Source organism: Bordetella genomosp. 4 (assembly GCF_002261185.1).
Classification (GTDB): Bacteria; Pseudomonadota; Gammaproteobacteria; order Burkholderiales; family Burkholderiaceae_B; genus Bordetella_A.
Genome location: NZ_NEVQ01000022.1, coordinates 38,226 through 55,838 on the forward strand (window position 1 = coordinate 38,226; position 17,613 = coordinate 55,838).

Annotated in this window: 15 protein-coding genes; 12 read left to right on the forward strand and 3 right to left on the reverse strand. The window is 61.9% G+C overall.

The features are described 5' to 3' along the window. The first annotated feature begins 145 nt into the window (after positions 1 to 145). Positions 146 to 1,045, forward strand: coding sequence for a LysR family transcriptional regulator (locus CAL20_RS21495; protein WP_094823143.1), 900 nt, complete (start codon positions 146 to 148; stop codon positions 1,043 to 1,045). Between the two features lie 248 nt (positions 1,046 to 1,293). Here CAL20_RS21495 and CAL20_RS21500 read toward each other — a convergent pair whose 3' ends face one another. Next, positions 1,294 to 2,817 (reverse strand): fumarate hydratase, encoded by a 1,524-nt coding sequence (locus CAL20_RS21500; protein ID WP_094823144.1) that lies wholly within the window; start codon positions 2,815 to 2,817, stop codon positions 1,294 to 1,296. Between the two features lie 95 nt (positions 2,818 to 2,912). Continuing rightward, entirely contained in the window at positions 2,913 to 3,680 is a 768-nt protein-coding gene (locus CAL20_RS21505) for a crotonase/enoyl-CoA hydratase family protein (RefSeq protein ID WP_094823145.1), read from the reverse strand. A 352-nt stretch (positions 3,681 to 4,032) separates the two neighbouring features. Between CAL20_RS21505 and glyQ the strand changes: the two genes are divergently transcribed. The 9 genes from glyQ to CAL20_RS21550 all read left to right on the forward strand — a co-directional run bounded on the left by glyQ (position 4,033) and on the right by CAL20_RS21550 (position 14,130). Beyond that, positions 4,033 to 4,941, forward strand: a complete 909-nt coding sequence (glyQ, locus tag CAL20_RS21510; protein ID WP_094823146.1) for a glycine--tRNA ligase subunit alpha — start codon at positions 4,033 to 4,035, stop codon at positions 4,939 to 4,941. Then, positions 4,942 to 7,128, forward strand: coding sequence for a glycine--tRNA ligase subunit beta (gene glyS, locus CAL20_RS21515; protein ID WP_094838982.1), 2,187 nt, complete (start codon positions 4,942 to 4,944; stop codon positions 7,126 to 7,128). It begins immediately after the preceding gene. Continuing rightward, positions 7,125 to 7,661, forward strand: a complete 537-nt coding sequence (gmhB, locus tag CAL20_RS21520) for a D-glycero-beta-D-manno-heptose 1,7-bisphosphate 7-phosphatase (RefSeq protein WP_094838983.1) — start codon at positions 7,125 to 7,127, stop codon at positions 7,659 to 7,661. Before glyS ends, gmhB begins: the two co-directional genes overlap by 4 nt. A gap of 3 nt (positions 7,662 to 7,664) precedes the next feature. After that, positions 7,665 to 8,402, forward strand: coding sequence for a lysophospholipid acyltransferase family protein (locus tag CAL20_RS21525; protein ID WP_094823149.1), 738 nt, complete (start codon positions 7,665 to 7,667; stop codon positions 8,400 to 8,402). Next, positions 8,380 to 9,369 (forward strand): M48 family metallopeptidase, encoded by a 990-nt coding sequence (locus CAL20_RS21530; protein WP_176456587.1) that lies wholly within the window; start codon positions 8,380 to 8,382, stop codon positions 9,367 to 9,369. Before CAL20_RS21525 ends, CAL20_RS21530 begins: the two co-directional genes overlap by 23 nt. An 11-nt stretch (positions 9,370 to 9,380) precedes the next feature. Further along, the gene (locus tag CAL20_RS21535; RefSeq protein ID WP_094823150.1) at positions 9,381 to 10,307 is read left to right on the forward strand and encodes a LysR family transcriptional regulator; all 927 of its coding nucleotides are present in this window, start codon (positions 9,381 to 9,383) and stop codon (positions 10,305 to 10,307) included. Between the two features lie 86 nt (positions 10,308 to 10,393). Then, positions 10,394 to 11,809 (forward strand): FAD-dependent tricarballylate dehydrogenase TcuA, encoded by a 1,416-nt coding sequence (gene tcuA / locus CAL20_RS21540; RefSeq protein WP_094823151.1) that lies wholly within the window; start codon positions 10,394 to 10,396, stop codon positions 11,807 to 11,809. A 91-nt stretch (positions 11,810 to 11,900) separates the two neighbouring features. Beyond that, complete coding sequence (tcuB, locus tag CAL20_RS21545; RefSeq protein ID WP_094823696.1) at positions 11,901 to 13,058, forward strand: tricarballylate utilization 4Fe-4S protein TcuB; 1,158 nt, start codon at positions 11,901 to 11,903, stop codon at positions 13,056 to 13,058. 94 nt (positions 13,059 to 13,152) lie between these two features. Next, complete coding sequence (locus tag CAL20_RS21550; RefSeq protein WP_094838984.1) at positions 13,153 to 14,130, forward strand: Bug family tripartite tricarboxylate transporter substrate binding protein; 978 nt, start codon at positions 13,153 to 13,155, stop codon at positions 14,128 to 14,130. Positions 14,131 to 14,169: 39 nt separating this feature from the next. Here CAL20_RS21550 and CAL20_RS21555 read toward each other — a convergent pair whose 3' ends face one another. Further along, a complete protein-coding gene (locus tag CAL20_RS21555) occupies positions 14,170 to 16,422 on the reverse strand; it encodes an IgaA/UmoB family intracellular growth attenuator (RefSeq protein ID WP_179266721.1) in 2,253 nt (750 codons plus the stop codon). Positions 16,423 to 16,602: 180 nt separating this feature from the next. Between CAL20_RS21555 and gloA the strand changes: the two genes are divergently transcribed. Together gloA and def are read left to right on the forward strand one after the other, a co-directional pair. Beyond that, positions 16,603 to 16,998: a lactoylglutathione lyase gene (gene gloA / locus CAL20_RS21560; protein WP_094823159.1), complete on the forward strand. Its 396-nt coding sequence runs from the start codon at positions 16,603 to 16,605 to the stop codon at positions 16,996 to 16,998. A 20-nt stretch (positions 16,999 to 17,018) separates the two neighbouring features. Next, on the forward strand, positions 17,019 to 17,552 hold the full coding sequence (gene def, locus CAL20_RS21565; RefSeq protein ID WP_094823160.1) for a peptide deformylase: 534 nt from the start codon (positions 17,019 to 17,021) through the stop codon (positions 17,550 to 17,552). Positions 17,553 to 17,613 lie beyond the last annotated feature (61 nt).

The window sequence follows — 17,613 nt, forward strand, 5'->3', positions numbered from 1 at the left end:
ATAGGGTGAAATTGGGTGAAGGCGTAATGCCTGCGAGGAGGCCTCACGGTGTCGCCTTCGTTCCCTCGATGTGCAGCAGTATGCCGGTTTAATATTTGCAGATTAAGCCTGGTATCGGTCAAATATATTTGATTTAATATCAACAATGAAAACCACACTCGACGAATTGCAGGCTTTTGTGGCGGTGGTGGATACAGGCACAATCACCGCCGCGTCCGAGGCGCTCGGCCTGACGATCTCGGCCACCAGCCGCACGCTGGGCCGCCTGGAAGAAAAGCTGCAGACTACCCTGCTGCGCCGGACCACCCGGCGGCTGGAGCTGACCGAGGAAGGCGCAGCATTCCTGCAACATGCCCGGGCCATTTTGGCATCGGTGGACGAGGCCGAGGAACAGATGGCCGCCCGGCGCATGCGCCCAGCCGGCCGGCTGCGGGTCGACGCGGCCACCCCTTTTATGCTGCATGTGCTCGTGCCGCTGATCGCAGGCTTTCGTGAGCGCTACCCCGAGGTAGAACTGGAGCTCACCTCGAACGAAGGCTTTATTGATTTGATCGAAAAACGCACAGACGTGGCGTTCCGTATTGGCACCCTCAAAGACTCCACCCTGCATGCGCGCCTGGTCGGCACCAGCCATCTGAGGCTACTCGCCAGCCCTGCCTATCTCAAACGTTACGGGACGCCTACCGAGCCGGGGCAACTCGCACAGCACGCGCTGCTGGGCTTCACCCAACCCGAAATCCTGAATGACTGGCCGTTGCGCGACGCTGGCGGCAACACCATACATATCAAACCGACGATCGCGTCCTCCAGCGGGGAAACGCTGCGGCGCATGGCATTGGAGGGGCTGGGCATCGTCTGCCTGTCGAATTTCATGTCGGGCGAGGACCGCCGCAAAGGCGATCTGGTGCAAGTACTATCCAAGCATACGCTCGAAGTGCGCCAACCGATCAACGCGGTCTACTATCGCAACACCACCGTGGCCGCACGGATTACGTGTTTTGTGGACTACGTGATCGAGGCCCTGGGCAAACGCGCCTACGTCTGAGCGCATGACATCCGTCACCGGAAGACATTGCGAGCAGGAGGTCGGCGTGTAAAAGCCCCGCCGGGCCGTTGAGCCGCGATTTAGCCCGCGAAGCGGGCCGAGGCCCCTGCTCATGGGCCGAGTCGCGGCGATAGGCCCGGCGGGGCTTTTACACGCCGACCTCCTGCGCCAAAAGAACTCCACTCGACGCATGCCACAGACCACAACCCTGGCGGGGAAAAATGCCCTGGGGCTTGCCGGCAAAGGCTTTAAGCGACCGCGACCGGAATCTTGCCGATGCGGGCCTGCCACTCCTTCGGACCGGTGGTGTGCACCGACGTGCCCTCGGAATCGACCGCCACCGTGACCGGCATGTCTTTCACGTCGAACTCGTAAATGGCTTCCATGCCCAGGTCTTCAAAGGCCAGCACGCGCGCTTCGCGGATCGCCTTGGACACGAGATAAGCAGCGCCGCCGACAGCCATCAAATAGGCCGACTTGTGCTTGCGGATGGCTTCGATAGCGACGGGACCGCGTTCGGACTTGCCGATCATCGAGATCAAGCCGGTCTGAGCCAGCATCATCTCGGTGAACTTGTCCATGCGGGTCGCCGTGGTAGGACCTGCGGGGCCAACCACCTCGTCGCGCACCGGATCAACCGGGCCTACGTAGTAGATGACGCGGTTGGTGAAATCCACCGGCAGCGGCTCGCCCTTGGCCAGCATGTCCTGAATACGCTTGTGCGCGGCATCGCGGCCGGTCAACATCTTGCCCGACAGCAGCAGCGTCTGGCCGGGTTTCCAGCTTGCGACCTCGGCCGGCGTCAAGGTGTCCAGGTTCACTTGCTTGGACTTGTTGTAATCCGGCGCCCAGTGGACCTCGGGCCATTCCGACAAGGACGGCGGATCCAGGCGAGCCGGGCCGGAGCCGTCCAGCTCAAAGTGAGCATGACGCGTGGCCGCACAGTTCGGGATCATCGCAACCGGCTTGGAGGCTGCGTGCGTCGGGAACGTATTGATCTTGACGTCCAGCACGGTGGTCAGGCCGCCCAGGCCCTGCGCGCCGATGCCCAGCGCGTTGACCTTTTCGTAGAGTTCGATACGCAGCTCTTCGAGCTTGTTCTGCGGGCCGCGGGCCAGCAGTTCGTACATGTCGATGTCTTCCATGAGCGACTGCTTGGCCATCAACATGGCTTTCTCGGCCGTGCCGCCGACGCCGATACCCAGCATGCCGGGCGGGCACCAGCCTGCGCCCATCGTCGGCACCGTCTTGAGCACCCAATCCACCAGCGAGTCGCTGGGATTCAACATGACGAACTTGGATTTGTTCTCGGAGCCACCGCCCTTCGAGGCGATTTGCACGTCGACCTTGTCACCCGGGACAAGCTCGACGTGCAAAATACAGGGTGTGTTGTCGCGGGTGTTTTTACGCGCAAAGATCGGGTCGTCCAACACCGAGGCACGCAGTGGATTGTCGGGATTGGTGTATCCCTGGCGCACGCCTTCGTCGCACAGTTCTTGCAGCGTACGCTTGGTCTCAAAGCGCACGTTCATGCCTACTTTCAAGAACACGTTGACGATACCCGTGTCCTGGCACAGCGGGCGCTTGCCCTCGGCGCACATGCGCGAGTTGGTCAGGATCTGGGCCATGGCATCACGCGCAGCCGGGCTTTCCTCGCGCTCGTAGGCGCGGGCCAGATGGCGGATATAGTCAACGGGATGGTAATAGCTGATGAACTGAATCCCATCAGCAATAGACTGTATGAAGTCTTCTTCTTTGATCAGAGTAGACATGGCGATTTAAGCGAAAGCAACAAAAATGGAACAAGCGGCCCGACTGGCGGGCCGCACGATAATCAACAGCTTATTTTAGGCCTCGGCGCGCCAGCCTATTTGCCTTGCCACACGGGCTTGCGTTTTTCGGCAAAGGCGGTGGCGCCCTCTTTGGCGTCGGCCGAGGTGAAGATATGGGCGATCAGCGGGCGCTGGCGGTCAAACATCCCTTCTTGATCCCAATCCGTCCCTTGGGCCACGATGCTCTTGGCGGTCTGCACGGCCAACGGGCCGTTTTCAACGATGATGCGGGCCAATTCCAGTGCGCCCTCCAACGCCTTGCCCGGCTCGGTCAGGCGATTGACCAGGCCATAGCTGTGCGCACGTTCCGCGCTCAGCATCTCGCCGGTCAAAATGAATTCCATGGCAATGTGATACGGCAGACGGCGCGGCAAACGCAGCAAACCGCCAGCGCCCGCCACCAGGCCGCGCTTGACCTCGGGCAGGCCGAACTTGGCGTTATTGGCGGCGACGATCAGGTCGGATGCCAATGCCATCTCACATCCACCGGCCAGCGCATAGCCCTCAACGGCAGCGATCAGCGGTTTACGCGGCGGGCGCTCGTTCAGGCCCGCAAAGCCGCGGCCTTCGACATAGGGCCGCTGGCCGCTCTGCGCAAAAGCCTTCAGGTCCATGCCCGAGGAAAATGTCCCGCCGGCACCGGTCAGAATGCCGATGCGCACGTCATCACGGCTGTCCAGCGCATCGAGCGCCGCGGCCATGGCCTGTGCGGTTTCCAGGTTGATGGCGTTCTTGGCCTCGGGGCGGTTGACGGTAATGATCTGGATACCGTCGGTCACCTCGACCTTGATCAATTCAGACATGCAATGCTCCCAAGGCGGACATTCGGCCCGCGGTTATCTATAAGACTTACGGAGATACCGAATCATACGACCATCGGCGCGAGCTTGCCTCCCGCCCCCGTCCGGACAATCCGGGATGATGTTGCTGGCCCCAGGAGTCGAAATGGCCCGGATTTGGCGTCAAGTACGGCCCTGCCTCCCATTCCCTGGCCATAACCAGCCGAAAAGGCGGCGCTTTGCCCGGATATATGCTGCGTCACCGGCTGTCCACCCAGCGAACGCCCAGGCCAGTTAAAATGGCCGACTTTCCCGCCGACAGGGCCGGACTGCTCCCGCAGGCCAGCTGCCCGGCGACCCGAATTCCAAGAATCTTATGCTCACCTTTCAGCAAATCATTCTCACGCTCCAGGACTACTGGGACAAGCAGGGCTGCGCGCTGCTGCAACCGTACGACATGGAAGTCGGCGCGGGCACCTCGCATACAGCCACGTTCCTGCGCGCCATCGGTCCGGAGCCCTGGCGCGCCGCCTACGTGCAACCCTCGCGCCGTCCGAAGGACGGCCGCTACGGCGAAAACCCCAACCGCCTGCAGCACTATTACCAATACCAGGTCGTCCTGAAACCCGCGCCCCCCGAAATCCTGGATCTGTACATCGGCTCGCTGAAAGCGCTGGGCATCGACCCCACGCAGCACGATATCCGTTTCGTCGAAGACGACTGGGAAAACCCCACGCTCGGCGCCTGGGGCCTGGGCTGGGAAGTCTGGCTCAACGGCATGGAAGTCACCCAATTCACGTACTTCCAGCAAGTCGGCGGCCTGGACTGCACGCCCACCACTGGCGAAATCACCTACGGCCTGGAACGTCTGGCCATGTATCTGCAGGGCGTAGAAAGCGTCTATGACCTGGTCTGGACCGAGGGTGCGAATGGCAACCGCGTACTGTATCGCGACGTGTTCCATCAAAACGAGGTCGAGCAGTCCACCTACAACTTCGAGCACTCGTCGGCGGACATGCTGTTCGCGCATTTCAACGACTACGAGGCGGAGGCCAAGCGCCTGATGGACGTGCCGCTGGCCTTGCCCGCCTACGAGGCCGCGCTCAAGGCCGCGCACACCTTCAACATGCTGGATGCGCGTGGCGCCATCAGCGTGACCGAGCGCGCCGCCTATATCGGCCGCATTCGCAACCTGTCGCGCGCCGTCGCGCAGGCCTATTACGATTCCCGTGAACGACTGGGCTTTCCCATGCTGGCTGGCCGCCGCACCGAGGAGGCCGCGTAAATGACCACCCATATCCGTCCCCTGCTGGTCGAACTGCTGACCGAAGAACTCCCGCCCAAGGCCCTGCAAAAACTCGGCCAGGCTTTTGCCGAAGGCATACGCGCCGCGCTGGACAAGCATGGCCTGCTCGCCGCCGGCAACCAGACCACCGCGTTCTCCACGCCGCGCCGTTTGGCCGTGCGCCTGTCGCAGGTGGTCGAGCAAGCCCCTGATCAGGACTACGCCGAAAAGCTGATGCCCGTGAAAATCGGCCTGGATGCCGACGGCAAGCCCACCCCCGCGCTGGCGAAAAAACTGGCCGCCAAAGGCCTGGAAAACATCGATCCAGCCACGCTGGCCCGCGAATCCGACGGCAAACAAGACTATCTGATCGCTCGCGGCACCGCACCGGGCGCCAAGCTCGCCGACGGTCTGCAAGAGGGGCTGCAAGCCGCAATCGACGGCCTGCCTATCCCGAAGGTCATGCGCTACCAGTTGGCCGATGGCGTCACGACCGTGAAATTCGTGCGGCCTGCGCACAGCCTGATCGCGCTGCATGGCGCGGACATCGTGCCGATCTCCGCATTGGGCCTGACTGCCGGCCGTAGCACGCTGGGCCACCGCTTCATGGCCAATGGGCCGATAGAGATCGCTGAGGCCGACGCATACGAGAATACCCTGGCCGAACAAGGCCGCGTGATCGCTTCGTTCGAAAGCCGCCGCGCCGACATTGCCCAGCAATTGCAGGACCATGCGAAACGCCTGGCCGCCGTGCTGGAAACCACATCGGATTCGAACTCAGCTCAAGGCGATCAAGGAATCCTGGGCAGCGACCCAGAAGTCGCCGCACTGCTGGATGAAGTCACCGCCCTGGTCGAGCACCCCACCGTGTACGAGGGTCAGTTTGACGAGCAATTCCTGCAAGTCCCGCAGGAATGCCTGATCCTGACCATGCGGCTCAATCAAAAATACTTCCCGCTGTTCGATCCGGCCACCGGCAAGCTGACGCATCGTTTCCTGATCGTCAGCAACATGCACACGGACAACCCGGTCAACATCATCGAAGGCAATCAGCGCGTGGTGCGCCCCCGCCTGGCTGACGCACAGTTCTTCTTTGACACCGATCGCAAAACGCCGTTGGCTGCACGTGTCGAGCAACTGGGCAGCATCGTGTATCACAACAAACTGGGTACGCAGCTCGAACGCGTAGAGCGCGTGCGTGCGATTGCCCGGGGCGTAGCCAAGCAGCTCGGCAGTGATGTCTCGGCTGCGGACCGCGCCGCCTTGCTGGCCAAAGCCGACCTGGGCACCAATATGGTGGGCGAGTTCCCCGAGCTGCAAGGCATCATGGGGGCTTACTACGCCGCTGGCGATGGCGAGCCAGCATCGGTCGTCCAGGCGCTGCGCGATCAATATCGCATTCGCCTGGATGCGCCTGTCGACGCCGATGGCATTACGGCCGCGATCCTGTTCATCGCCGAGCGCGCCGAGACGCTGATCGGTATCTGGGGCATCGGCCTGGCGCCGACAGGCGAACGCGATCCGTTCGGCCTGCGCCGTGCGGCACTGGGCGTGATCAGCGCCTTTGAACAGTTGGCCGCAGGCAACTGGCTGGCCGCCAGCGCCGATGGTCCGCTGTCGCTGAACAGCCTGCTGACCCTGGCCGCGGAAACCTTCCCGGCAGGCAAGATCCCCGCCGACACCCTGGCGGAAGTCCGTACGTTCATCTACGAACGCTATCGCAACCAGCTGGCGGGCGAATTCGATCGCAACGCCGTCGATGCCGTCATCGCCCTGGCGCCGCCGCTGCACCAGGTCGCCGCCCGCGTCCGTGCCGTCACCGCATTCGGCCAATTGCCCGAGGCAGCGAGCCTGGCTGCCGCCAACAAGCGTATCGGCAACCTGCTCAAAAAGGCCGAAGGCGATATCGGCGCGGTCGATACGGCCCGCCTGACCGAGCCCGCGGAGCAAGCCTTGGCAGCATCCGTGGCAACGCTGCGTCCACAGGCCGAGGCCCAGTTGCAAGCCGGCGATTTCGCCGGCAGCCTCAGCACGCTGGCGCAAGCCCGCCAACCCGTCGACGCGTTCTTTGCCGATGTCATGGTCATGGCAGAAGACCCAGCCGTGCGCGCCAACCGCTTGGCCTTGCTCTCGCAATTGCACGGCCTGATGAACCAGGTCGCCGACATTTCCAGGCTGGCACAGTGAAGCTGATCATTCTCGACCGCGATGGCGTCATCAATCAGGACAGTGACGCCTTTATCAAAAACCCCGATGAGTGGATCGCCCTGCCGGGCAGCCTGGCGGCGATCGCCCGCCTGTCTCAGGCTGGCTATACCGTCACGGTGGCCACCAATCAATCAGGTCTGGCGCGCGGCTTGTTCGATACCCCCACGCTCAATGCCATCCATGCCAAGCTGTACCGCGAGGTCGCCCAGGCAGGCGGGCTGGTCGATTCCATTTTCCTGTGTCCGCACGGGCCGCAAGACGGCTGCTCATGCCGCAAGCCCCTGCCCGGCATGTACCACGACATTGCGCGCCGCTACGACGCGGATCTGACCGGCGTCCCTGCAGTGGGCGACTCGCTGCGCGATTTGCAGGCCGCCTCGGCCGCTGGGTGCACACCCTGGCTGGTGCTGACCGGCAACGGCCCCAAGACACAACAAGGCGAATTACCGCCCGGCACACGCATCGCCGCCGATCTCTCGGCGGTGGCCGACGCCTTGTTGCAGGAAGCTTGAGCCATGGCCTGGTTGCGTTCGCTGTTGTACATGGTGTTTTTGATCGTCACGGTCATCCCCTACGCTTTTGCATGCCTGCTGTGGGCGCCGTTGCCGCTGCACTGGCGCTACAAACTCACCGTCGGCTGGCCACGCCTGGCAATTTGGGGCGCGCGCTTTTTCTGCGGGATCCGCTGGCAGGTCAAAGGCGCAGAAAACCTGCCCGATGGCCCCGCCGTGCTGCTGTCCAAGCACCAGTCGGCTTGGGAAACGCTGTTTTTCCCGGCTCACATGCCGCGTGAGGTCTGTTTCGTCTACAAAAAAGAACTGCACATGGTGCCGTTCTTCGGCTGGGGCCTGGCGTTGTTGCGCATGATCCCTATTGACCGTTCCAAGGGCCGGGACGCCTTTGAACAAGTCATCAAACAGGGCCAGCAGCGCATGGACGAAGGCCGCTGGCCGCTGCTCTTTCCCGAAGGCACGCGCGTGCCGCCCGGGAAAACCGCGCGCTTCAAAATGGGCGGTGCCCTGTTGGCCTCGCGTACTGGTGCGGCCGTGATTCCCGTCGCCCACAACGCGGGCGAATGCTGGCGCCGCAATGCTTTCGTCAAGCGCCCTGGCCTCATCACCCTGTCCATCGGACCCACGATAGAATCACAGGGTCTCACCCCCGAAGAGCTCAACGCCAAAGTGCAGGCGTGGATCGAAGGGGAAATGCGTCAACTCAACCCCGAAAGGTATGCCCAAGAACGGTCAGCTTGAACTTCTGTTCTCCCAGCCTGTAGCGTCTGCCGCAACTACGCCGGGCAGTGAACCGCTGCAGGCTCCCAGTGCTGATGCCGTCTTATCGGGCGTTCCGGGGCGATCTAAAGGCCTCACGCCATCGGCAGAGGTTCTGACACCGCCTGTCGCCCCGAAGATCAATCCTCCCTCCCGACCGGGCGTCACCATCATCGCCACGCCCTGTCCGGATCCCCTGCCCCCGGGCGCCCGCTGGCGCGAAGTCGCCACGGAACAGCAAACCATAGGCTTTGTCCTGCTGCGCTCACGCCGGCGCAGTATCGGCTTTGTCATCGCTGATGATGGCCTGCGTGTCACCGCGCCCAATTGGGTCACGCTCACGCAGATCGACGACGCGGTGCGGGAAAAATCGCGCTGGATCCTCGCCAAGTTGCGGGATTGGCAGGCTCGCAAAGAACAACTCGCGATGTCCGAGACGCGCTGGCAGGCCGGCGGCGAGCTGCCGTATCTGGGTAAACGCATCGTACTGGGGTTGAACGCGGAAAACCGCCAGGCCCAGTTCTCCAGCGACGTCGATGCACCGAACGACGGCGACACATTGTGGCTGGCATTGCCTGCCCACGCAGATTCCTCGCGCATCCGCGATGCCGCGCAGGCGTGGTTGCAACAACGCGCAGGCACTTTGTTCGGCGCCCGCCTGGCGCACTTTCTGCAGATCAGCGGCCTGAAGATCCGCCGCTGGCGTTTGTCTGCTGCGGCAACCCGATGGGGCTCATGCACCAGCGATGGCAACATCATGCTGAACTGGCGCCTGATCCATTTTGCGCCAGCCATCATTGATTACGTCATTGCGCATGAGCTTGCTCATCTGCGCGAAATGAACCACAGTCAGGATTTCTGGGCGGAAGTCGGCCAGATTCTGCCCGGCTTCGAAGAAGCCAAAAACGTGCTGCGGCGGCACGATCCCAAAACGCTGCCTCAGTTTTAGGCCACGCCCTCATGGAACTGCGCCAGCTACGCTATTTCGTCAAAGTGGCCGAATATGGCAGCATGGGCCGTGCCGCAGCAGACCTGGGCGTAGTCACCTCTGCCCTCAGCCAACAGATCAGCCGCCTGGAAAGCGAACTCTCCACCCGTTTGCTCACCCGCACCTCGAGCGGCGTCGTCCCGACCGATGCGGGGGTGGCCTTTCTGCGTCAGGCTCAACTGGCCCTGCGCCACGCCGATGGCGCCGCGCGGGCCGCCAAGGCCGCCCGCTTGATCGGCGAAGTCAGCCTGGGGCTGCCCGCAACAACAGCATCAATATTGGCCGTGCCGTTTTTGCAGGCCATGCGAGAGCGCTATCCCGATGTGCGCGTACATCTGGTCGAAAGCCTGTCCGGCTATCTGAGCGCCATGCTGAACGCACGGCAGCTAGATCTGGCCGTCGTTTTCCGCACCGAAACCGCGCGACGCTGGAGCACGCTGCCGCTCATCGATGAACGGCTGTTCCTGATCGCTCCGCCCGACATGCCCGGTCTGCCCCCTGAGGGGCCAGTGCGTTTGCGCGATATCGCCAATCTGCCGCTGCTCATGCCTAGCACCAGCCATGGCTTGCGGGCGCAGGTTGACGCATCCTTTGCGCGCCTGCGCATGGAGTTCAACCTCGCTGCCGAAATCGATGGCCTGGACGTGCTGATGGATCTGGTGCGCAATGGCTTTGGCGCCACCATTCAACCCGGGGCCGCCATCGTACGGCTGCGCGGCGAGCCCCTGGCCGTGCGTCAAATCACAGACCGTCATCTGCGGCGCACCAATCTGCTGGCTAGCGTCTCCGACGACGAGCTCTCGCCTGCCGCCTTGGCGGCCCGCGTTTTGCTGGCCCAAACCGTCGAAAACCTCGTTCGGGCAGGCACGTGGCCCGGGGCGACTCTTCACAAATCGTGAACGACCGTTGACGATCGTAGGCTAGCGCGCGCCTCTGGCACGCCCCTATAGTGCAGGCTGATTACACAAGCCTACACACCCATCCCATGATTGACGTATTGGTTATTGGCGGCGGCAACGCCGCCCTGTGCGCTGCCCTGATGGCGCGCGAAGCCGGCGCCAGCGTGCTGCTGCTGGAGGCCGCGCCCAAAGCCTGGCGTGGCGGCAACTCACAGCACACGCGTAATCTGCGCTGCATGCACGATGCACCTCAGGACGTCCTGGTAGAAGCCTATCCCGAAGAAGAGTTCTGGCAAGACCTGCTGAAAGTCACGGGCGGCATCACCAATGAACACCTGGCCCGGCTTGTCATCCGCGAATCTTCGACCTGTCGGGACTGGATGCGCAAACATGGCGTGAATTTTCAGCCGCCATTGTCCGGCGCGCTGCACGTTGCCCGCACCAACGCCTTTTTCATGGGCGGCGGCAAGGCGCTCGTCAACGCCTACTATCGCAGCGCCGAGGCACTCGGCGTGCAGATCCGCTACGACGCGCCAGTCGATTCGCTGGAACTGGATAACGGCCGTTTCGTCGCGGCCCGCATCGGCGACGAGCGCATCACCGCGCGCAGCTGTGTCCTGGCCGCCGGGGGCTTCGAATCCAACCGCGAATGGCTGCGCGAAGCCTGGGGGCAGAACGAACGCGGCGAATGGCCTGCCGACAATTTCCTGATTCGCGGCACGCGTTTCAACATGGGCGTGCTGTTGAAATTCATGATCGACGCTGGCGCCGACACCATCGGCGATCCTTCGCAATCGCACTGCGTCGCCATCGACGCACGCGCCCCGCTGTATGACGGCGGCATCTGTACCCGCATCGACTGCGTCTCGCTGGGCGTAGTGGTCAACCGCGAGGCGCAGCGTTTCTATGACGAAGGCGAAGACTTCTGGCCCAAGCGCTATGCCATCTGGGGCCGCCTCACCGCCATGCAGCCCGGACAGATCGCCTATTCCATCATTGACGCCAAAGCCATCGGCCGATTCATGCCGCCGGTGTTTCCGGGCGTTCAGGCCGACACCCTGCCTGAGCTGGCGCGCAAACTCGGCCTGGACGAAGCCCAGTTCATGCGCACCCTATCCGACTACAACGCGGCGTGCCGCGTCGGCACATTCGATCACACCAAACTCGACGACTGCCATACCGAAGGCGTGCAGCCGGCCAAGACCCACTGGGCTCGCCCACTGGATACGGCCCCATACTATGGCTACGCCCTGCGTCCCGGCATCACGTTTACTTATCTGGGATTGAAAGTCGACGACACGGCCGCCGTCCGTTTCAACGATCAGCCGAGCGACAACCTGTTTGTCGCGGGCGAAATGATGGCCGGCAATGTGCTGGGCAAAGGCTATACCGCCGGCGTCGGCATGTCGATCGGCACCGCCTTTGGCCGCATCGCCGGCACGCGCGCAGCCGCATCGGCACTGGCGCAACGGAACACAGGAGCACAACGTGAAGCAGCTTGAAGCGCTCGTTCATCAAGCGCGCGAGACACTGCCGCCCGCGACGGCCACCACCTCTCAGATGGCACGCAACGGCATCAACTCATCCGCAACCATGACAGAACAACCCGTGCAATGGCACGCCAAAGGCACGGCGATCACGCCGGCGGCCTTGAGCGAGGACGAAACCGAAGTCGCGCGTGTCATGCAGATCTGCAATGCCTGCCGCTACTGCGAAGGCTTCTGCGCGGTATTTCCCGCGATGACGCGCCGGCTGGAGTTCGGCAAAGCCGACATCAACTACCTGGCCAATCTTTGCCACAACTGCGGCGCCTGTCTGCACGCGTGTCAATACGCGCCGCCTCATGAGTTTGCCGTCAACGTGCCGCAGGCCATGGCCAAAGTCCGTGTGCAAACCTATAGCGACTACGCCTGGCCTAGCGCGTTGGGCAAGCTGTACAAGAAAAATGGATTGACGCTATCCATCGCGGCTGCGGGGGCATTGGCGCTATTCTTGGTGCTCACTGTCGCCATCACCGGCGGCCTCTTGCATGAGCCGCTCGCCGGTAATTTCTACGCCATCTTCCCGCACAACACCTTGGCATTGATGTTCGGCCTGGTGTTCGTATTCGCGATCATCGCACTCGGCATAGGCGTCACGCGTTTCTGGCGCGATGTCTCACCCGGCACCGCCAGTGGCGCAGCAGTCGCCGAGGCCACTCACGATGCGCTACGGCTGAAGTACCTCGATGGCGGACACGGCAAAGGCTGCAACAACGCCGACGACGCGTTTACCTTGCTGCGCCGGCGCTTTCACCACCTGACGTTCTACGGTTTCATGCTGTGTTTCGCCGCCACCAGCGTCGCCACGCTCTACCACTATGCATTTGGTTGGGAAGCGCCCTATCCCTATTTCAGCCTGCCTGTGCTGCTGGGCACAGTCGGAGGCATCGGCCTACTGATCGGGCCGGCGGGCTTGCTCTGGCTGAATCTTCGACGCCATCCTCTGCAAGGCGATGCGGCGCAAAAGCCCATGGATCGCGGTTTTATCGCCCTGCTATTTCTGACCAGCCTGACCGGCCTGCTGCTGCTGGCGCTGCGTGAAACCAGCGCAATGGGGCTCTTTCTCGCCATCCATCTGGGCGTAGTGATGGCGCTGTTCCTGACCCTGCCCTACGGGAAATTTGCGCATGGCATCTATCGTTGCGCATCCCTGTTGAAATGGTCCATCGAAAAACGGCAACCCGACAATTTGAAACTAGGATCTGACTAACAAAGCGTTCGAGATAGCACGGGGATTCGTTTTTGCCCTTTAACGGGCAATCCCGAATCCCCGCGTCAATTCGACACCGAAAACGGAGACACACATGAAAAATTTCCTGACCCAGGCAGCCTGTGCGCTGGCGCTGACGGCAGCCGCCAGCATCCTGCCTGCCGCCGCACAGACCTTTCCCACGCGTCCAATCACGCTGATCGTGCCGCACTCTGCCGGAGGCACTTCCGATATCCTGGCTCGTACGGTCGCAGCTGAAGCCGCAAAGATCCTCGGCCAAAGCATCATCGTCGAAAACAAAGGTGGCGCCAACGGATCGATTGCCGCGAAAACTGTCGCCACCGCGGACCCCGATGGCTACACCTTGCTGCTCGCCACCGCCAGCACGCACGGCATCAATCCCGCGTTGTACAAGAATCTGAACTACGACGCGATCAAGGACTTTACCCCCGTGACCCTGTTGGCCACCGTGCCCAACGTGCTGGTCGTCAACAAGGAAATCCGCGCCACCAACGTCCAGGGATTGATCGCCGAGATCAAGGCCAATAGCAACGCGTTCAATATGGGATCAGCCGGTGCAGGCACGCCAGGACATCTGGCCGGAGAAATGTTCAAGCAACGTGCGGGCCTGGAATTTGTCCACGTCCCCTACAAGGGCGGCAGCCCAGCGCTGGCCGATTTGATCGGCGGTCAAGTGCAATTCATGTTCACGACCATTCCCGGCGCCATGCCTCACATCAAGGCCAATACCTTGCGTGCGCTGGCAGTCACTTCGCCCCGCCGCTCGCCGGCGCTGCCTGATCTGCCCACGATGGCCGAATCCGGCTTGCCTGGATTCCAGGCGATTTCCTGGCATGGCGTGGTCGCCCCGGCCGGCACGCCCGCGGCCACCATCGACACCCTGAACCAGGCTCTGGCCAAAGCCCTGGCCACGCCCGAAGTACGGCAACGCCTCATGGAAGAAGGCGCCGAAGCGGCCGGCCTGGGTTCCAAGGAATTCGGAACCTTCATCCAGCAGGAAATCGACACCTGGGCCAAGGCAGTCAAAGCATCCGGCGCGACGGCCAATTAATGGTCAAACCCGCGATGCAGCGATAACGCACGCCGACACCTAGGAGAAATTGCGGCCCCGCGTGGCCGCCTCTGCGCACGCTGCAACATAAGCATTGACCCGCGCTGCACGCAGGCGAGCCCGCACGAACATCAAGATCGCTAATCCGCCATGCACGATCAACAATAACCACGCCAGCAGCCACCAGGCAGCTCGCAGCATGGCGGGCGCCAGATCGCTGGCGCCACGGCGGGCATCCAGCGTATAGACCGGCGAGCCGCTCGCATCCTGCGATACACCCACGATCATGGCCTCGACGGCAAATGGCGCAACGCCGTCAGGCCCGGCCAGCCACGCATATTGGTGATAACGCTGCAACGCATCGAGCCTGCCCTCCGGCGACTTCTCGGCCGATGAATCCGCGTCGTCAAACGTAGGAACAGCCGGCAGACGGGCATGCGGCCCGGCTCGCACATCCAGCACTACACCACCGCGCTGACTACGCAACGTCGCGTCCGCAGCCGCAGCGACAATCCCTTCCACCTGCGGCGCAGCCACTCGTTGCGCCAGTCTTCTGACTTTGGACAACCCTTGCGCAGAAATCACGATGGTCGTTTTACCGGTATTGAGTTCCCTCTGCTCTGCGGCCTGCGCCAACGCCTTCCAGTTGGTGTACTCCTTGTCACTAAGCAAGTTCTCAACCATCGCGTTACGTAAAGCGGTGCAACCCGTCTGTCCCTTTGCATTGAGCCGGGCACAATAGGCATCCACTTCCGCGATCGCTTTCGGTACACCGATCACATCGAAAAGCTGTCGTTGATCACGCCCTTGCAACTGATTCAGATACGCCAACGGGTTGTCCTGTACGTTCCGGTGCATCTGCTGTTGCACCATCCTATCCAGCATGGGATTGGCGCGCGTACGCAGAAATTTCCCGCTATACAGCGCAAACGCTTGCTCGTCCTCGTGCAATCGCGGTGTTTGCGGCGTACCGCCTCCCCATCGCAACGTACTGCACTGGACCGCAGGCATGCCCTGACGCGCTGTCGTCAACGAACAACGTGCCTCCCCCTTCAATGCCACCATGGTCCCCGCAGCGGGACTGGCCTCACGCAACGCACCAGCGCTGTCATAAGTCCGCATCTGCGCGCCCAGCAGCCACGCCTTGGTTTGCAGCACGTCGCCGCGCAGCCCTCCCCCGCTCACCATGGCAACGCCAACGAGCAATAACAGCGCCGTGATTGTCAGCACGACGTGACGCCCCCAGTACACACGAGGATAGGCACGCGTTTCCGCATCGATGGAAAAATGTTTGCCCAGGCTTACGACGGAATAATCATCCACCCGCAGTTCCGCGTCGACTCGGCCGGTGGCAGGGATGACCAAATGAGGCAGCCAATGCTTGGGCAGAATGAGATGCAGCTTGTCGCCCAGGAACCAATGCTGAGAAACTGCCGCCGAATTGTTCGGATGGTTCAATTGAACGGCTGTGAGCGCACCTCGCACGTGGTTCACGCGTTTGGGCATCGCCCAACGGCGTGGCCGCCATATGAGCCACAGTGCGCATAACAGCAACACGCCAGCCCCCGCGGTGCATCCTAGACGGACAACATCGCCTGTGAACGTGGCAACGCCGGCGCTCACCGCGGACAACACCAGCAGCGATGCGGGGCCGAAACCCAGCCCCGGAGATTGGCGAGCTGTCATTTCAGCGGGCGTCTCATGACGCTGGCCGAGCACATCGACACGCACGATATTCTCTTCGTCTGGCGAGAGGCCCTCGGATGGCGCATCGATATCCGACATCTCGCCGATCTCACCGCTCGCCCACTGCTGGGCTTGTTCCTGACATACGGCGCTTCGCTCGCGGCCGCCTGCCAGATCGAACTCGCCATTGAGTCGAATCACAATGGCAACCTTGTCCGCCAGCATGACCTCGGCATCGTTATTGCCTTGCAGAAAATCGCTCGCGTCATACGGCAGAATCACCTCGACCCCGCCCAGCGTGTCATGCATCTGTTCCCCGCCGCCGTTGGCGGTCAAACCGTGACGCAGATATTCACCTCTCAATCGGTAAACCTTGCTGTTTGCCAGTTTTAATGGACGCTGGCGCTTTCCGGGACGCGTCAAAAAGGGCTGAATCAGCGCCAGTTCCTCGGCCGTCGCCTCACGTGGCGGCGTGTCTATCTGCACAAGGCTCTTGAGGATGCGCTTGCTGGCACGGCGGCGCGATTGATAACGGATCACGCCATAGAGCGAATAGCCGAGCATTGCCAGCAACAGCAATAATTTCAATAAAACCAACGTGTCCATCGCGCCTGACTTTTTCCTGGAGGAAGCCGCGGGAATCATAGGAGGTCGCCGGCACGAAAGACAGAGCGAAAACCACACACAGCCCGCGAAATCGTGACAAAAAGCTACTCTGACCCGGTGTTTGCTACGATATCACCTCGGCCACGAGCCCGATTCTCATCTAGCACAAGGAATTCTCCCATGCGTCTCCTGCACACCATGCTGCGCGTCGGCAACCTGGACAAGTCGATCGATTTCTATACCAATGTCCTGGGCATGCGCGTGCTGCGCCGCAAAGATTACCCCGATGGCAAATTCACCCTGGCGTTCGTTGGCTATCAAGACGAAAGCGAAGGCGCAGTCATCGAGCTGACCCACAACTGGGACACCGACCACTACGACCTGGGCAATGGCTATGGCCACATTGCGCTGGAGGTCGACAACGCCTACGAGGCCTGTGAAAAGGTCAAACAAAAAGGCGGCAAGGTCACGCGCGAGGCCGGCCCGATGAAGCACGGCACCACCGTCATCGCCTTTGTCGAAGACCCGGACGGCTACAAAATCGAATTCATCCAGAAAAAAGGCCGCGCCGACTGACCGGCAGCGCTCATATCGCCATGATTCATCCCATCCTGAAAATGGGCGATCCGCGTTTGCTGCGGGTGGCTCAGCCCGTCGAGCAATTCGACACGCCCGAGCTGCACACGCTGGTCGCCGACATGTTCGAGACCATGGCGCATGCGCAGGGCGTTGGCTTGGCTGCACCGCAAATCGGCGTCGATCTGCAGTTGGTCATATTCGGATTCGACCGGAACGAACGCTATCCCGATGCGCCGGCGGTTCCGCAGACGGTTCTGTGCAATCCGGTGATCACGCCTTTATCAGACGAACGCGAAGACGGCTGGGAAGGCTGCCTGTCCGTGCCGGGCCTGCGCGGGCTGGTGCCGCGCTATCGGCATATCCGCTACAGCGGCTACACCCCGCAGGGCGAATATATCGAACGCGAGGCCGAGGGTTTTCACGCGCGCGTCGTGCAGCATGAGTGCGATCATCTGATCGGCCGGCTTTATCCGTCCCGGATCGAGGACTTCACCAAGTTCGGATTCACAGAGATCCTGTTTCCCGGCATGGATCCGAATCAGGACGATTGAAACGCGGCGTACACGAAGAGGGGCAGGTATCCATCAAGATGCTCTGCCCCTCTTTCATTTC